Genomic DNA, 17,800 nt, shown 5'->3' with positions numbered 1-17,800 from the left:
ATTTGTGATGCAAAAGGAAAATACATGCAATTAAAGTACTATTTGCTTTTGCGTCATGCTTAGAAATTCTTTAAAATAACCGCGCTTTTATGTTTATCATAAGCGCGGTTATTTTTTATCCATAATTTAATAAAAGTTGGCCCCAATACTATGACTATCAATCGTAAACCTATTTTTAGACGTGTTCTTCTCAAATTAAGCGGTGAAGCTTTAATGGGAGATGAAGGCTTTGGCATCGATCCAAAAGTGCTTGATCGTATGGCGCAAGAAATTAAAGAGCTAGTAGAACTCGACGTAGAAGTGGGTTTAGTTATCGGTGGTGGTAACTTCTTACGTGGTGGTTCTCTTGCAGAAGCAGGTATGAACCGTGTTGTAGGCGATCACATGGGTATGCTAGCAACGGTAATGAATGGCCTTGCAATGCGTGATGCTTTGCACCGCGCATTTGTAAACTGTCGTTTGATGTCGGCCATTCCATTAAATGGTGTGTGTGATGCATACAATTGGGCTGAAGCAATTAGTTTATTAAAAACGGGCCGTGTAGTTATTTTTGCAGCAGGTACAGGTAACCCATTCTTCACTACTGATTCAGCGGCGTGTTTACGCGGTATCGAAATTGAAGCAGACACAGTTATCAAAGCGACTAAAGTAGACGGTGTATTTAGTGATGATCCGGTGAAAAACCCAGACGCAACACTTTACCGCCACTTAAGCTACAATGAAATCATTGATAAAGAACTAAAAGTGATGGATCTCGCTGCATTCACATTAGCACGTGATCATAATATGCCATTGAGCGTATTTAATATGAACAAATCAGGCGCGTTAAAGCGTGTTATTATGGGCGAAGAAGAAGGAACACTTATCTCTTCACAAGCCTCAGATGAAGTAACTAACTAGATTAGGATTGAACCGTGATTAACGATATTCAAAAAGATGCTGCAGAACGCATGCAGAAAAGTGTAACGGCACTTGGCAGTCAACTATCTAAAATTCGTACTGGTCGTGCTCACCCAGCACTTTTAGACGGCATTATGGTGTCATATTACGGTGCGCCAACACCGTTGAACCAAGTAGCGAATGTAACAATTGAAGATTCACGTACACTGGCACTGAGTGTATTTGACAAATCACTTGCACAAGCTGTAGAAAAAGCGATTATGGCTTCTGATCTGGGCTTAAACCCTATGTCAGCGGGTGCAGTTATACGTGTACCACTTCCTCCACTTACTGAAGAACGTCGTAAAGATTTAATTAAAATCGTACGTGGTGAAGTTGAAAGTGGTCGTGTAGCAGTGCGTAATATTCGTCGTGATGCTAATGGTGATGTTAAAAGCTTATTAAAAGATAAAGACATCTCTGAAGATGAAGCACACCAAGCGGAAGATGCAATCCAAAAGCTAACTGATAAATTCATTAAAGAGATGGATACTCAATTAACAGCGAAAGAAGCTGAGCTGATGGAAATCTAAGCAGCTAAATAAGCTGAACTTGGGTTTAGAAATATATTAGTTTTGAAACGCCGTCTAGGGTATACTAGGCGGCGTTTTTTTATGGAATACTCGATATTTATGGTTCTTAACGCTGATAAAATTTCCCAGCAATGTTTACCCAAGCATGTCGCTATAATCATGGATGGCAATGGTCGTTGGGCACAGGCTAAAAATAGGCCGCGTGTTTACGGGCATAAAAAAGGTGTGGACGCTGTTCGTCAATCTGTACAGCTTTGTACTAAATTGGGTGTAGAGTCACTGACTTTATTCGCCTTTAGTAGTGAAAACTGGCAACGTCCTGAAGATGAAGTGAGCACATTAATGGAGCTATTCTTGTTCGTGCTGAGCAAGGAAGTAAAAAAACTTCACAAAAACAATGTAAAATTAACTATTATTGGTGACCTATCACGCTTCTCAGACACTTTGCGTAGTAAAGTGGATGCAGCACATGCGTTAACTGCTGATAATACAGGGCTTAAATTAAACGTCGCCGCTAATTATGGTGGCCGTTGGGACATAACAAATGCGGCTAAACAACTTGGTAAACGAATAGCTGCAGGGGAGTTAGACCCCAATGATATTACTGAGCAAGATATTGCCTCACAAATGAGTATGCAGGATCAGGCCGAACCTGACTTGCTTATTCGAACTGGAGGAGATTTGCGCATCAGTAACTTTTTATTATGGCAAGCAGCTTATGCTGAGCTTTATTTTACTGATACGCTTTGGCCAGACTTCGATGAGGCTGCTTTTGCTGACGCTATCGCCTGCTACGTTGCCAGAGAGCGACGATTTGGTTGTACCGGCGAACAAATAAAACAATTACTCGCCGAAACCTAATTAAAAGGGTAACACTTTGCTAAAACAACGAATTTTAACCTCTTTAGTGTTAGCGCCTTTGGCGCTGTTATTAGTTTTTTATACACCACTAACTTTATTTAGTTATATTGCCGGTGCCATTGTTTTAATGGGTGCTTGGGAATGGTCTGCCTTTATGGGCTTATGCGATAAGTTGAAGCGCTTCGCGTTTGTTATCTTTATTGCGGTTTTATTGGCGCTGTTAAATTGGCACTGGCCGATAGAGTCGCTTTGGGTTGATGGGAAATTGGTCGGGGATGCGAATTATATTTTCACCTTATCATTCTCCTGGTGGATTGTTGCTACTTATCTAGTTTGGCGCTACCCATCAATGGCTAAAGCATGGAACGAAGGGCTTGTAATGCGCGCTATTGCAGGTATTTTAACTTTAGTTCCATTATGGCTTGCACTCAATACGCTACGTAGTGCTAATTACTTAGAATCAACTCACTTTGGTTCAATGCTTATCTTGGTCGTGTTAGGTATTGTTTGGAGTGCTGACATTGGCGCTTATTTTACCGGTAAAAACTTTGGTAAACATAAATTAATGCCAAAGGTGAGCCCAAATAAAACCATTGAAGGTTTAGCTGGTGGTGTTATTGCTGCAGTTATTTTTGTATTACTATTTTGTCACTTTAGTGATGTTGATATGGCTGTTTGGCCAATTTACGCTGTGATGACAATTTTTATTGCCTTGTTCTCCGCGATTGGTGATTTATTAGAAAGTATGTTTAAACGTGAAGCGGGCCTAAAAGACAGTGGTTCATGTTTACCGGGCCATGGTGGAATATTGGACCGATTAGATAGTTTAACAGCCGCTGCGCCTATTTTTGTTTTATGTTATGCCTGGACACTTAGTCTATGAGTTGTAAACAACAACTAGTTGTTCTAGGTGCAACAGGGTCGATAGGTCTTAGCACGTTAGATGTTATTGCTAGAAACAAAAGCCAGTTTGAAGTGTTTGCTTTGACTGCGGGTGGAAACGCCAAATCTATGGCTCAGCTGTGTCTTACTCATAACCCTGTTTTTGCTGTTATGGCCTCAGACAATGCTGCTGAGCAACTAAAACAAAACCTGTCAGGTACTGCGTGTAAAACAATCGTTAGAAGTGGTGTTGATGCAATGAGTGAGCTTGCCGCCCACCCAAGTGTAGATGCTGTGATGTCAGCCATTGTGGGCGCAGCAGGACTTATTCCAACCTTAAGCGCAGTAGAAGCTGGCAAAAAAGTATTGCTTGCTAATAAAGAGTCCCTTGTAATGTCAGGGCAGTTGTTTATTGATAAAGTAAAAAAGCATGGAGCAACGTTATTGCCGATAGATAGTGAACATAACGCTATTTTTCAGTGCTTGCCCAATACATTACAAGGCTCAAAAACCGATGCGAAGCTTGCGCAGCATGGAGTTAGTAAAATTTTATTGACAGGTTCTGGTGGTCCTTTTTTAACGCGTGATATCAATACGCTATCGACAGTCACTGTTGAACAAGCTGTGGCGCACCCAAACTGGTCAATGGGTCAAAAAATATCAGTAGATTCAGCCACCATGATGAATAAAGGTTTAGAGTTTATTGAAGCAAAATGGCTATTTAATTGTGCAGCCAATGATATTGAAGTTGTAATTCATCCGCAAAGTATTATTCATTCAATGGTGCAGTACCAAGATGGTTCCGTGCTTGCACAAATGGGTAACCCTGACATGCGCACGCCTATTGCTCACGCACTAGCCCACCCACAGCGTATTGACGCAGGTGTTAAGCCGCTTGATTTTTCTCAAATAGCTGATTTTACCTTTACAAAACCTGACTTTGCTCGTTACCCAAACTTAAAATTGGCCATCACAGCATGTGAATTAGGGCAAGGCGCAACAACAACGGTGAACGCTGCAAATGAAGTTGCAGTCGCTGCTTTTTTGAATGGTGAAATTGCCTTTACAGATATATACCGTATAAATGCACAAACACTGGATGCAACTAATGATGTTAACGTTCATACACTAGATGAAATTTTAGCGTGTGATAAATTAGCCCGAGAGCAAGCAGTACAACAAATACGTAAGGTACAACGTTAATATGTTCGATTTCTTTTGGAATTTAGGTTCGTTTATTCTGGCGCTGGGTATTTTAGTTACTGTTCACGAATACGGCCACTTTTGGGTTGCACGTAAAGCGGGGGTTAAAGTCCTGCGTTTTTCCATTGGTTTTGGTAAACCATTATTAAAGTGGCACGATAAACTTGGTACTGAATATGTAATTGCAGCCATTCCTCTGGGTGGTTATGTCAAAATGCTTGATGAACGTGTTGATGATGTCCCTGAGTCAGAGCGTCACCTTTCATTCAATGCAAAGTCTGTACAGGCTCGTATTGCGATTGTTGCAGCAGGGCCTATGGCGAACTTTATTTTCGCCATTTTTGCTTTAGCAGTCATGTATCTAGTCGGTGTGCAATCAATAAAGCCGGTAGTTGGTTTAGTACAAGAGGGTAGCAGAGCCGAACTTGCAGGTATTACGTCGAACCAACAAATTATTAAAATTGGCAATGATTATATAGCCACGTGGCAAGATGCCACATTTGCGTTAATGGCAAGCCTTGGTGATGAACGTGTTGATGTGACAGTTCGCACTAATGAGTACCTTGAGCAAGTTAAAACGATTAACATTGATGGTTGGAAGTTAGACCAACAAGATGTGCCTCCATTAGCTTCGCTGGGGATCGTTCCGTTTCGTCCAGATGCAACGTTAGAAGTTGCAGCAATCACCAAAAATTCAGCTGCATCTATGGCTGATTTGAGAGTTGGCGATGAAATTGTGATGGTGGATGGCGAAACAATAACCAGTTGGCAGCAATTAGTTAATCTTATTCAGCAATCAGCTAACAAATCTTTACAATTTAGTGTAAAAAGACAAGATAGTATGGTGTTGCTAACGGTTACTCCACAAGGCAGAACGTTAAGCAATGGCGTACAACAAGGGTTTTTAGGTGTTGCTCCAGTTGTAGAACAATGGCCTGATGGCTACATCGAGACTAGACATTGTGGTCCACTGGATAGTATTGTGCTCGGCGTAAAGGAAACGTGGCGTTTAATAAGTTTAAGTTTTGATATGATCGGTAATTTAATTACAGGTCAAGTATCCGTTAAAAATTTAAGTGGTCCAGTAGGGATTGCTGTAGGTGCAGGAACCAGCGTAAGCTATGGTTTTGTTGCCTTTTTAAGCTTTTTAGCATTAATAAGTGTTAACTTGGGTGTATTTAATTTATTACCCTTACCAGTACTTGATGGTGGGCACTTAATGTATTACATAATTGAACTTTTCCGTAAAAAGCCAGTCTCTGAAAAGACACAAGAATTTGGTTTTAAAGTGGGAGCCTTGCTCCTAATTTTTCTAACATGTTTCGCTTTGTTCAATGATGTATCGCGATTATAGAATGGCGACAGTCTCGAATTAAAAAACACGATTGTAAAACATTGCATTAATGTGGTGTTGAGCGGTAATACAGTTGTAAAGGATAAAGATAATAAAATGGCTATAAAAAAACATTTGGCAGTAACAAGTTTATTAGGGGCAAGTTTTGCGGCCCTTGGCCAAAACTCCTTTATTGTTGACGATTTAAAAGTTGAAGGCTTACAGCGTGTAGCACTTGGTGCTGCGTTAACGCATATTCCAATCAATGTCGGTGACAGTGTAGATGACTATACAATTTCAAAAACAATTAAGTCGTTGTATAGCTCAGGTCACTTTGACAACATAAAAGCATTACGTGATGGCAACAATGTTATTTTTAAAGTAACAGAGCGCCCAACGATCAGTTTTATAGAGTTTGATGGCAATAAAGATATTAAGGACGAGCAGTTAACCCAGTCTCTTGAACAGCAAGATATTCGTCAAGGTGAACCGCTAGATAAAACAGTGGTTGATAATATCGAGAAGGGCTTAATTGAGTTCTTCCACAGTATTGGTAAGTACAATGCAAAAATCGATATTAGCATTACAAAACTGCCACGAAACCGCGTCAAATTGAAATTAGAATTTGACGAAGGTGATGCTGCGTCAATCCGCCAAATTAACCTAGTGGGTAATGAACTTTTTCCAGATGAAGAGCTATTAGCGCTTGCTGAGTCACAACAAGATTTACCTTGGTGGCAGTTTATGGGCAGCGATCGCTACCAAAAACAAACCATTGAGGGTGATTTAGAAAATATCCGCAGTTATTATTTAGACCGTGGCTATCTTCGTTTTAATATCGATTCGACCCAAGTATCGGTAAGTCCTGAGCGTGAATCTGTTTATGTTACAGCGAACATAACAGAAGGCGTAAAATACAAAGTAAAAGGTTTTGACTTCATTGGTGATTTGCTCGGACGCGAAGAATTAATTAAAAGCGTTATCCCACTACGAGCAGGTGAGCTTTACAATGGCTCAGTTGTAACATCATCTGAAGAGTTTATTAAAAGCTATTTAGCCCGCTTTGGCTATGCTAATGCCGAAGTACGCACCATCCCTGAAATTGACGATGAAAACAAAGAAGTACAATTAACATTATCGGTTAACCCAGGTAAACGTGTTTATGTGCGTCGTATCATTGTTGGCGGTAACCAAAATACCTCTGATGAAGTACTTCGTCGTGAAATGACACAGTTAGAAGGCGCGTGGCTTTCAAACCAAAACTTAGAGCGTTCAAAATTACAAATTCAACGTCTGCCGTATATGGAAACTGTTGACTTTAACGTCGTCCCTGTCCCTGGCGTTGATGACCAAGTAGACGTTGACTTTAATGTTAAAGAGCAATCAGCGGGTAGTTTTAATGCGGGACTTGCGTATGGTTCTTACCTCGGTTTACAGTTTAACATTGGTGTAACTGAATCCAACTTCTTAGGAACGGGTAACCAAATTGGTTTTAATATCAATACGTCACGTGGTTCTGAGCGCGTAAGCCTTTCATACACAGACCCTTATTTTACGCCTGACGGTGTATCACAAGGTAGCAGCATATTTTACAGTAACTATGATGCAAGTAAGTTTAGCCTTATCGATTATAAATCGAAGAGTTACGGTATCGGTACGAATATTGGTTTTCCAATTGATGCGGTTAACCGTGTAAACTTTGGTGTGAAGTGGATTCAAGAAGAGCTTTCTGAAATTGCTGAATACGAGCAAACACGTGTAATGCGTGAAACCTTCTTAGACCCAGAAAACCCAGATGCGGGCTTTGACTTTACCAAGTATGAGTTAAGTGTTGGTTGGTCACGTATAACGGTAAACCGCGGTTTATTCCCAACCGCTGGTTCACGCCAAACACTTAATTTAACAGGAACAACGCCTAACTCTGATTTAACCTACTTTAAGCTAAATTATGATTCGCGTTTTTATTGGCCTATCAGTGATGATCATCGTTGGGTGTTCTCAACGCGTGCAGCACTGGGCTACGGAAATGGTTATGGTGAAACTAATGGTTACGATCAAACTTTACCATTCCAAGAGTACTTCCGTATTACAGAAATGGAGCTACGTGGTTTTGACCGTAATACAATTCTACCTCGTGCAGTATCTAGAACGCCAAAATTAATTCCGGGCACACCATTGCCAGATGGCACACCGACTGGCAGTATAGGCGGCGCATCAGAGTTTGACGTGTTAAATACCCAAGGTCGAATCGGTGGTAACGCGAAAGCTGTTGCAGGTATGGAGTTGATAGTTCCGACACCGTTCTTAGATGAAGAGAACACCAGCTCGGTACGTACAAGTTTCTTTGTTGATGCTGCAAATGTGTGGGATACAGAGTTTAGCGTTGATCGCTATCAAAATTTAGGTGTGGATCAACGCGCCAAACTTGAGGATTACTCTGATCCATCGCGCTTTAGGGTTTCAACAGGTTTATCATTACAGTGGGTTTCACCTATGGGCCCAATGCTGATTAGTTTTGCGTATCCATTGCAACAAGAAGAAGATGACGATACGAAGACCATCAGTTTTAATATTAGTAATACATTCTAAAGGAGTTTTTTGTGAAGAAATCATTTAAATCATCGGCAATTGCCTTATTAGCCACTCTTATGATGGGTACTTCAGCGAGCGCATTAGCTCATAAAGTAGGTATTGTAGATATGCAAGAAATCTACAAGCAAATTCCTCAAATGGCTAAAGTAGAGCAAACTTTACAAGCTGAATTTGCTGAGCGTCGTCAAGAAATTGAGAAGCTTCAAGGTGATATCCGTTTTGAAGCTGAAAAATTTAAACGTGAAAGCACAACAATGAGCCAAGCGCAAAAAGATGCGCTACGTGAAAAAGTTGAAGGTATGCAAAAAAACCTTGCAGAAAAAGGTCGTCCTTTAGAGCAAGAAATTAAAATGCGCCAAAATCAAGAATTAGCTAAAGTACAAAAGCTTATTATCGATGCAATCCAAACAGTTGCTAAAGATGGCAAATATGATGAAGTTAAAGTAAAAGATACTACTGTTTACTTTAACCCTAAGACAGTTTCTGATTTGTCAGAAAAAGTTGTTGAAAAAGTAAGTAAACAATAGAAGAAATATGCAAAATTATACGCTTTCGCAGATTGCGGAACTTCTTGGCGCTGAACTCGACGGGGACGGCGCTTTAGAAATCTCAAAAATAGCGACACTTGCAAATGCCCAGTCTGGGCATATTGCATTTTTAGCGAATAAGAAATATCGTCCGCAATTGGATAATACACATGCCAGTGCGGTGATATTATCTGCAGCAGATGCCCCTTATTATCAGGGAAACAAGCTTATTGCAGCTAATCCCTATAACAGCTATGCACAGCTTGCTCAGATAATGGACACAACGCCTACATCAGCAGTAGTAGGCATACACCCCAGCGCAGTTGTTCATCCTGACGCACAGGTTGCTGACTCGGCCTCTATAGGTGCCAATGCAGTGATTGAAGCAGGCGCACAGATTGCTGATAATGTACAAATAGGCGCTAATTGCTTTATCGGTGCGATGGCTAAAATAGGCAGTAACACCAAACTTTGGTCGAATGTATCTATTTATCATGATGTTGAAATTGGCGAGAATTGTCTATTTCAAGCAAACTCAATCATAGGTAGCGATGGTTTTGGCTACGCTAATGATAAAGGCCAGTGGATAAAAATACCGCAAATCGGTGCTGTCATTATAGGTGATAACGTTGAAATTGGTGCAGGGGCAACGATTGATCGTGGCGCACTTGATAATACAATAATCTCTAGTAACGTGATTATCGATAACCAAGTACATTTAGCGCATAACGTAGAGATTGGATCAGGTACGGCTATCGCCGCTTGTACTGTAATTGCTGGTAGTACAACAGTAGGTAAAAATTGCCAATTTGCTGGGCTTGTAGGTATTAATGGTCACATTGATATATGTGATGGTGTTATACTTACCGGCATGAGTATGGTAACTAAGTCAATTAAAGAGCCAGGTATCTATTCTTCTGGTATGCCGCACTCTACCAATAAAGAGTGGCGTCGTAATATTGCTCATTTGCGTAATTTACCAGAGATGAAAGACCGTCTTAAAGCACTAGAGACTTTGACTCAGTCATTAAATGTTGATAATCAATAAGGATGCTATTTTGGCAAACGAATTAAATAGCTTGGATATACAAGAAATATTGAGCTTACTGCCGCACCGTTACCCTATGTTATTAGTGGACAGAGTGCTTGACCACACGCCTGGCGAGTCACTTCACGCCATTAAAAACGTTAGCGTGAATGAACCTATTTTTACTGGTCATTTTCCAAATCAGCCAATTTTCCCGGGTGTTCTTATTTTAGAGGCTATGGCACAAGCTACAGGCCTACTTGGGTTTAAAACGGTTGAAAACCGCAGTGAGAATGAGCTTTACTTATTTGCTGCAATCGATAATGCGCGATTTAAACAACCGGTTGTTCCTGGCGATACTATGCATTTGCATGTACAGTTTTTAAAAGAGCGCCGCAATATATGGAAATTTGCAGCAGAAGCGAAAGTTGATGGTAAGGTAGTGTGTACTGCTGAAATCATGTGTGCGAGAAGAGAGCTTTAATTGTGATCCATCCTACGGCAATAATCGAATCAGGTGCTAAGTTAGGCGATAATGTCAGCGTTGGCCCTTACAGCTATATTGGTAACGATGTAGTTATTGGTGATAACTGTATCATTGAATCTCATGTTGTTGTGAAGGGGCCCTCTACTATTGGCTCTGGCAATCATATTTTTCAATTTGCGTCTGTAGGTGAAGCCTGTCAAGACAAGAAATACAATAACGAACCAACTACACTTATCATTGGCGATAATAATGTTATTCGTGAATGTGCGACAATTCACCGTGGTACTATTCAAGATCAAGGTGTGACTAAAATTGGTAGTAACAACTTATTTATGGCCTATACCCATGTTGCACATGATGCTGTAATTGGTGACAACGTTATCTTTGCAAACAGTGCTTCAGTTGCTGGCCATGTGCATGTTGGTGATTGGGTTATCCTTGCTGGTAATTCGGGTGTTCACCAATTTTGTAAAATCGGTGCGCATGCTTTTGTGGGAATGTACTCTGGTATAAATAAAGATGTTCCTCCATTTGTAACCACAATTGGCACACCTGCTGGTCCTGTGGCTATTAATACTGAAGGTATGAAGCGACGTGGTTTTGACAGTGATGAAGTAATGGCGACACGCCGTGCTTATAAAACACTTTATCGTAAGAGCTTAGGTGTTGATGAGGCAATTGCAGCATTGAGTGAAGATGCCGCTAAGTACCCAGCAGTTCAGCTAATGGTTGATTTTGTAAAGAACTCCGAGCGTGGGATTATTCGTTAGGTATTATTCGTTAATTACACCGCTTAATAAAAACCACCGCTAAGTAATAACCGGTGGTTTTTTTATGTTTAAAATCGTGTTACCAAAGACATGTAATCCATTTCATTTTTAAGTAAGGCGTTGTGTGTATCGATAGCTCTTACAGCTCCTTCTTCTAGCCATATTACTTGGTCCATGGTACTCAATAGCGCTGGATCGTGAGTAATAGTAATAATGGTTTTATCTGTCATTATCTTCATTACAGTGTCTATCACAGCGTGTTTAGTTTGGTTATCTAAGCTTTCGGTTGGCTCATCAAGTACGATGATAGTGCTATCTCGCAGCAGCGCTTGTGCAATAGCAATACGCCGTGCTTGGCCCTGCGAAACAGTTCGTCCTGCAGTGCCTAAACGTGTTTTTAGGCCACCAGGCAGTTGTGCAAGCCAAGTGCCTAGCTGAGCTTGCTGACAAGCGTTTAGTAAGGCTTCATCGCTCGCTGTTGGCATTGCATAACGTAAATTCTCGGCTAAGGTACCGTCAAATATATGGTGCTGCTGAGCAACTATTGTCAGTAACTCAAAACGATTATCTGTTGATAGATCATTTAAATTAATTTTACCCTGTTGTGTAACTAACTCAATATGACCATTTTGAACTGGCCACAGTCCACTGAGTAAATTTATTAAGGTGCTTTTACCGCTTCCACTGGGGCCAACTAAGGCAATCTTTTGTTTCGCCTCTATGGTTATGTTTATTTTGTTCAGCGCTTTAGTTTGTGTGTTATAGCTATAATCAATATCAGTAAACTTAATACCAAGAGGTTGATTCTTTATATTAACGGTTGTTTGTTCACCGCTATTATTTAGCTTATCTTCAAGCTCAAAAATACGTGCCGCGGCACTTAGGGCATTGGGTAATTGGATAAATGCATTAGGCAGGTTTAATACTGTTTCAAAGCTAGCTAATACAAATAGGCTCATCATTGCCAGCTCTACGTTTGCTATTTCTGCGCTGCTTACTAGTGGCACTAAAATAACAATACTGCCTAGCATGGTTAGTTGGGTAATTAATAAGGTTATACCGTCACTATTTGCAAGGGCGCTGTGGCGTTGTTGAATTTGTTGGTTGTAGCGCTCACTGGCTTTATCGCATTGCGCTAACTGATGTGCGGATGCTTGGTAAATCGCCAGCTCTCGGGCACCTTTTAAAGAGTCAGACAATTGCGCACGTAATAATGCTGATTGCGCTCGATCTTGCGCTGCTGTTTTACTAAATTTATGCCCCAAAAATGCAGGGATCAGGACGCCCACAATCATGAGTGCTGTAAAACACAATAACGCTACATTTGGGTTATATGCACTCATAAACAGCATTACAACAGGTATGCTGATCAAAGCAACAATAATAGGTAATAACACATTTAAGTAAAATGTATCCAACGCATCCACATCATCTTGCATGCGACTAACTAAATCAGCGCTGCGGCTCATGGCTAAGTCCACATTACTGAGCTTACTTAATGTGGAAAATACACTGACGCGTATTTCACTTAACAGCAAAAACGTCGCATTGTGGGTAATTAATCGTTCGCCGTATCGCGATGCAGTTCTTACAATCGCTAAAAATCGGATCACGCCTGCAGGGGTAAAGTAATTCATATGCACTGATGCGATACCTGCTGCAGCCATAGCTGCTAAAAACCAGCCAGATATTGCCAGTAAACCAACGTTAGCAAGTACCGTAAGAGTTGATAAAAAAGCGCCGAGCAGTAGCATTGCGCCATGCGGCTTACATAGTTTTAGTAAGCGAATAAAGTTACTCATGCATCGCTCCTGCAGTGACTAACTGCCAAAGTTTACCTTGCTGCTGATACAACTTCTCATAAGAACCTTGTTCGATTATTTTCCCTTGCTCTAAAACATAAATTGTATCGGCGCCGGTTATGGTATTTAAACGGTGTGCAATAACCAGTACTAAATGATCGTTAGCATAGTCAGTAATTGCAGTGTTGATCAGCTTTTCGGTTTGGCTATCTAAGTGGGCGCTTGGCTCGTCCAACATAAGAATGGGAGCGTCTTTTAAAAATGCGCGGGCTAAGGCAATGCGTTGTTTTTGTCCACCGGATAAGCCTTCACCGTGTTCACCCAGTAGGGTGTCAAAGCCTTGTGGAAGTGCTTGTATAAACTCAAGTGCTCCGGCTTTCATAGTTGCTTGTTCTAATTGTGCTTGCGTGACATTTGCATTACCAAGGCGCAAGTTTTCTGCAACACTCATGTAAAACAACGTTGGTTTTTGCGGGATCCAAGCAATATGTTGTTGCCAGCTTTGGCAATCAAGCTCAGATAAAGGCGTACCATTGATAATAATTTGCTTATTAGCGAGTTGATGAAAACCCAGTAAGCAATCAAATAAGGTGCTTTTACCTGCACCACTGTCTCCAACGAATGCAACTAAGCCTTTTTGTGGTAAAGCGAGGTTAATATCGCTGATACCTTCTTCACTTTGAGGGTAGTAAAAATTAAGCTGGGTTGTGCTTAAACTTTTAATTGGTAATGAAAGTTGTGCTCCTGGTGCTGAGGGTAAACCTTCATCAGCATTGATAATATCAATCATATCAGCCGCTGCGCTGATCCCTTCTAACCGAGCATGATAATGAGTCCCCATTTGGCGCAACGGCAAGTAAAATTCAGGGGCTAGCAGTAAAACGACAAAACCGGTGGCAAAATCAAGGGTGCCAAAAAATAGCCTAAAACCAATGATCACAGCCACTAAAGCGACACTAATCGTTGCAAAAAACTCTAACGTAAATGCAGATAAAAACGCGACTTTCAACACGTCCATGGTTGAAGTACGAAAGTCATCAGAAATTTTGGCTATATTTGCCAATTCTCGGCGGGTTGCGTTAAAGAGTTTTAATTGGGTTAAGCCACTTAACCTATCAAAAAAGTAATTGCCCAACACTGAGAGTTGTTGCCAGCGTTGTTGATTGATTTCTTCAGCTTTGTGACCAACTAAAATCATAAAAAAAGGAATCAGCGGTGCGGTAAATAAAAAGATCAGCCCAGCTTTGTAATCTGTGGGGAATATGATTATTAAAATAGCCAGCGGTATGAGTGCACTGTAAGCAACGCTAGGCAAGTAATTAGCATAGTATTGGTGTAGGGCTTCAACTCCATTGTGTAAGGTATTTAACGTTGCGCCATGGCCTTTTTGTTCGCTGTATAAAGGCCCAAGTCGGTTGAGTTTGGCTAATAGGGTTTTGCGCATTGCGGTTTTTATTTTCTGCGCCGCATAATGACTAATACGTGTACTGAGCGCTAAAAACACGGCACGTAATAAAATTAAGCCCGCCAGAGGCCACAAGAGGTGAGTAATATCATCAAGTTGCTTATCGACAAACATAATCAAGTGCACGGCATTAGCGATTAAATAGCACGACGCAATCATCAATAATGCGTTTAGTGTACCAAGTAAAATACTTATTTTTAACAGGCGCGAACCGCTGTGACTATACTGCTTTAGAAATGCGCGCAGCTTAATTTGCTGCGCGCGGTCTGGGCGAGGTTTAGTTGTCATCTTGGCGTTTAAGCCTTTCGTGTAGTTCTAATTCATCTTCAGCTATGCTGTCTTTGTGTTGTTGAAACTCATACCACATGACATTAATCACGCCTAAAGTACAAGCAAGTAGTACACCTAGTATCCATGCGAAATACCACATAACCAGTCTCCTTAGTAGCTGCCATGAGTGTTGTTTTGAATTTCATCTTGCGTAACTTTACGCCACATTTTTACGTAGCACCAAGTCGTGTAACACAAGATTAATGGAACGAAAATTATAGCGGCAATAAACATTACATTTAATGTCATATGGCTAGATACAGCGTCCCACATTGTTAAGCTAATATTTGGATTATTACTTGATGGCATAACAAATGGGAACATTGCACTGCCTGCTGTCATAATAACCCCTATTAACATTGAGCTAGTTGTGACTAATGCTAAGGCAGGTTTGTTTAACTTAGATAATATAATGGCTAAAATGGCAGATACAAAAGCCAGCGCGGGGAATATCATCGTGAGTGGTATTTTGCTGTAATTATCAAGCCACGCCCCTGGCGCTGTTGTAACTACTTTACCAAGCGGATTAGCATAGCTTTGGGTATCAGGCATTGAAATAATTTGAAACCCATCCATTTTTGCCACCCACAAACCACCAACAGCAAAGAGGGTAATAAAAACCATTAATGCGTAACGACCAAATTTAGCTGAGCGGATTGATACTTCAGCGTCGGTTCTTAGTTGTAACCACATACCAGCATGACCAACCAGCATAGTGACACTCACCAAACCAGCGATTAGCGCAAATGGGTTAAGCAAAGCAATAAAAGAGCCTTGATAGGTCGTGCGTAATAAATTATCAATGTCAAAAGGTACGCCTTGAAGTACATTACCAAAAGCGACACCAAACACTAAAGCTGGCACAAAGCTGCCCACTAGCAAAGCCCAATCCCAGTTATTACGCCACTTCGCTGATTCGAGTTTTGAGCGATAGTCAAACGCGAGTGGGCGTAAAAACAATGCAAATAACACCAACATCATAGCAAAGTAAAAGCCAGAGAAAGCAGCGGCGTATACCATTGGCCAAGCAGCAAATAATGCTCCGCCAGCGGTTATAAACCACACTTGGTTGCCATCCCAGTGAGCACCAATGGTATTGATCACAGTACGACGCTCTAAATCTGTTTTACCAACTAGGCGTAACAATATTGCTACCCCCATGTCCATGCCATCAGTAATGGCAAAGCCTATGAGCAGTACGCCAATTAACAACCACCAAAGGAACTTTAAGGTTTCGTAATCAAAAATCATGATTGTGCTCCTTGGTCTAGTTGCTTATCAGCTTTTTCAAGTTCAAAGTGATACTTACCTGTATGCAGTGAGCTTGGCCCGAGTCTTACAAATTTGAGCATTAACCAACCTTCTATAACGGCTAAGCAAATATAAAAAATAACAAACGCAGTAATGGTAAAAATTAAATCGTTTACTGTTAACGACGAGGTAGCTAAAAATGTTGGTAACACTTCTGAAATGGCCCATGGTTGACGGCCATACTCAGCAACAACCCAGCCAAACTCAATAGCAATCCAAGGCAGGGGAATGCTCCAAACTGCTGCTTTTAATAGCCAGCGTTTTTGTTCAATAACACGATGAGCGTTGTAGTAGAACGATAGGGCAAATACGACGAGCATGATCATGCCACAGCCAACCATAATCCTAAACGACCAAAACATAGGGCCAACCCGCGGGAAAGAATCCTTCACGGCTTTTTGAATGTGCTCCTCTGTTGCGTCTACCACGTTCGGGGTATAGCGTTTAAGTAATAAACCGTAGCCTAGGTCATCTTTTAAGGTATCAAACTTGGCAATGTTGGCAGGGGTATCTTCGCCATTTCTGAGTTTTTGTAAGTACTCATACGCTATCATGCCGTTACGAATACGTACTTCGTGTTTTTTCTCTAAATCACTGATACCTGTTACTTGCTCGTCAAGCGAACGCGTGGCGATAATGCCCAGTGCATAGGGAATTTTAACTGCCGCATGAGTGACTTGTTCATCTGAATCAGGAATACCAATTGCGGTAAATGCAGCGGGCGCTTCTTCAGTATGCCACTCAGCTTCAATGGTAGCTAATTTTACTTTTTGCACTTCGCCGACTTCGTAGCCTGATTCATCACCAAGCAGAATTACACACAGGATAGACGCTAAACCAAAACCAGAAGCAACAGAAAATGAACGTTTTGCGAACGCTAAATCACGCCCTTTTAAGATGTACCAGCTACTTATACCCAGCACAAACATAGATGCGGCAACATAACCTGCCGACACAGTATGAATAAATTTAACCTGCGCAACAGGATTAAATACCAGCTCGGCAAAACTGGTCATTTCCATACGCATTGTCTGGTAGTTAAACTCAGCACCGACAGGATTTTGCATCCAACCATTGGCGACAAGTATCCAAAGTGCAGACAAGTTGGTACCAATGGCCATCAAAAAGGTAACACCTAAATGCTGTCGCTTAGTGAGTCGTTGCCAACCTAGAAAAAACATACCCACGAAGGTCGACTCTAAAAAGAAAGCCATTAAGCCCTCAATCGCCAGTGGAGCGCCAAACACGTCACCAACATAATGTGAGTAGTAAGACCAATTGGTGCCAAACTCGAACTCCATGGTTAAACCTGTAGCTACACCAACTGCAAAGTTAATCCCAAACAATTTGCCCCAAAATTTAGTCATGTCACGGTAGATTTCTCTACCTGTCATAACATAAACAGATTCCATAATAACCAAAATCCATGTCATGCCTAATGTTAGCGGGACAAAGAGGAAGTGAAACAGTGCAGTGATTGCGAATTGCAATCGCGATAGATCGACAAACGCTTCATCTATCATAGTGTGCTCCTTTATAGTTGACGGCGCGGCTGTATTATCTTTCAGAAATTACTGAAACTTCACTAATGTTATGCCTTTATTGATTTTAGTCAACCCAAAAGTGTAAAAAATAGCTTATGTATGGATCATTAATCAATGTGGCAGAAATATAAAATTAGGCTTATTTTAATTAAGACCCAGTGCAATCAATGATTTTTTAGTAGTTGTGGGCCTTA

Annotated in this window: 16 protein-coding genes; 11 read left to right on the top strand and 5 right to left on the bottom strand. The window is 41.1% G+C overall.

The genetic code is table 11. The annotated features are described in order from the left end of the window. The first annotated feature begins 150 nt into the window (after positions 1–150). From pyrH to lpxA, 11 genes are all read left to right on the top strand, one after another. Positions 151–900 (top strand): UMP kinase, encoded by a 750-nt coding sequence (pyrH, locus tag ACHUE3_RS14120; protein ID WP_087530699.1) that lies wholly within the window; start codon positions 151–153, stop codon positions 898–900. A gap of 50 nt (positions 901–950) precedes the next feature. Then, positions 951–1,472, top strand: coding sequence for a ribosome recycling factor (gene frr, locus ACHUE3_RS14115; RefSeq protein WP_370693511.1), 522 nt, complete (start codon positions 951–953; stop codon positions 1,470–1,472). An 81-nt stretch (positions 1,473–1,553) separates the two neighbouring features. After that, positions 1,554–2,333 (top strand): isoprenyl transferase, encoded by a 780-nt coding sequence (locus ACHUE3_RS14110; RefSeq protein WP_394193030.1) that lies wholly within the window; start codon positions 1,554–1,556, stop codon positions 2,331–2,333. A gap of 16 nt (positions 2,334–2,349) precedes the next feature. After that, positions 2,350–3,216 carry a phosphatidate cytidylyltransferase gene (locus ACHUE3_RS14105; protein ID WP_394193029.1) on the top strand — a complete coding sequence of 289 codons (867 nt, stop codon included), beginning with the start codon at positions 2,350–2,352 and terminating at the stop codon, positions 3,214–3,216. Further along, a complete protein-coding gene (ispC, locus tag ACHUE3_RS14100) occupies positions 3,213–4,418 on the top strand; it encodes a 1-deoxy-D-xylulose-5-phosphate reductoisomerase (RefSeq protein WP_394193028.1) in 1,206 nt (401 codons plus the stop codon). Before ACHUE3_RS14105 ends, ispC begins: the two co-directional genes overlap by 4 nt. 1 nt (position 4,419) lies before the next feature. Then, on the top strand, positions 4,420–5,772 hold the full coding sequence (gene rseP, locus ACHUE3_RS14095; protein WP_394193027.1) for a sigma E protease regulator RseP: 1,353 nt from the start codon (positions 4,420–4,422) through the stop codon (positions 5,770–5,772). 96 nt (positions 5,773–5,868) lie between these two features. Continuing rightward, positions 5,869–8,340, top strand: a complete 2,472-nt coding sequence (gene bamA, locus ACHUE3_RS14090) for an outer membrane protein assembly factor BamA (RefSeq protein ID WP_394193026.1) — start codon at positions 5,869–5,871, stop codon at positions 8,338–8,340. An 11-nt stretch (positions 8,341–8,351) separates the two neighbouring features. After that, positions 8,352–8,870, top strand: a complete 519-nt coding sequence (locus ACHUE3_RS14085; RefSeq protein ID WP_394193025.1) for an OmpH/Skp family outer membrane protein — start codon at positions 8,352–8,354, stop codon at positions 8,868–8,870. Positions 8,871–8,877: 7 nt separating this feature from the next. Then, on the top strand, positions 8,878–9,918 hold the full coding sequence (gene lpxD, locus ACHUE3_RS14080; RefSeq protein WP_394193024.1) for a UDP-3-O-(3-hydroxymyristoyl)glucosamine N-acyltransferase: 1,041 nt from the start codon (positions 8,878–8,880) through the stop codon (positions 9,916–9,918). Between the two features lie 10 nt (positions 9,919–9,928). Next, positions 9,929–10,381, top strand: coding sequence for a 3-hydroxyacyl-ACP dehydratase FabZ (gene fabZ / locus ACHUE3_RS14075; protein WP_058561338.1), 453 nt, complete (start codon positions 9,929–9,931; stop codon positions 10,379–10,381). 2 nt (positions 10,382–10,383) lie between these two features. Next, a complete protein-coding gene (gene lpxA / locus ACHUE3_RS14070; protein WP_394193023.1) occupies positions 10,384–11,154 on the top strand; it encodes an acyl-ACP--UDP-N-acetylglucosamine O-acyltransferase in 771 nt (256 codons plus the stop codon). A 68-nt stretch (positions 11,155–11,222) separates the two neighbouring features. Here lpxA and cydC read toward each other — a convergent pair whose 3' ends face one another. The 5 genes from cydC to ACHUE3_RS14045 are packed head-to-tail and all read right to left on the bottom strand — an operon-like array spanning position 11,223 to position 17,585. Then, entirely contained in the window at positions 11,223–12,956 is a 1,734-nt protein-coding gene (gene cydC / locus ACHUE3_RS14065) for a thiol reductant ABC exporter subunit CydC (protein WP_394193022.1), read from the bottom strand. Continuing rightward, positions 12,949–14,709 (bottom strand): thiol reductant ABC exporter subunit CydD, encoded by a 1,761-nt coding sequence (gene cydD / locus ACHUE3_RS14060; RefSeq protein WP_394193021.1) that lies wholly within the window; start codon positions 14,707–14,709, stop codon positions 12,949–12,951. The genes cydC and cydD overlap by 8 nt, the downstream gene beginning before the upstream one ends. Further along, entirely contained in the window at positions 14,699–14,851 is a 153-nt protein-coding gene (cydX, locus tag ACHUE3_RS14055; protein WP_394193020.1) for a cytochrome bd-I oxidase subunit CydX, read from the bottom strand. The genes cydD and cydX overlap by 11 nt, the downstream gene beginning before the upstream one ends. An 11-nt stretch (positions 14,852–14,862) precedes the next feature. Continuing rightward, entirely contained in the window at positions 14,863–16,002 is a 1,140-nt protein-coding gene (gene cydB, locus ACHUE3_RS14050; protein ID WP_394193019.1) for a cytochrome d ubiquinol oxidase subunit II, read from the bottom strand. After that, positions 15,999–17,585: a cytochrome ubiquinol oxidase subunit I gene (locus ACHUE3_RS14045; RefSeq protein WP_394193018.1), complete on the bottom strand. Its 1,587-nt coding sequence runs from the start codon at positions 17,583–17,585 to the stop codon at positions 15,999–16,001. Before ACHUE3_RS14045 ends, cydB begins: the two co-directional genes overlap by 4 nt. Positions 17,586–17,800: the final 215 nt, after the last annotated feature.

Source organism: Pseudoalteromonas atlantica, from assembly GCF_043641955.1.
GTDB lineage: Bacteria > Pseudomonadota > Gammaproteobacteria > Enterobacterales > Alteromonadaceae > Pseudoalteromonas > Pseudoalteromonas atlantica_A.
This window is presented reverse-complemented; position numbering and strand designations above follow the sequence as displayed.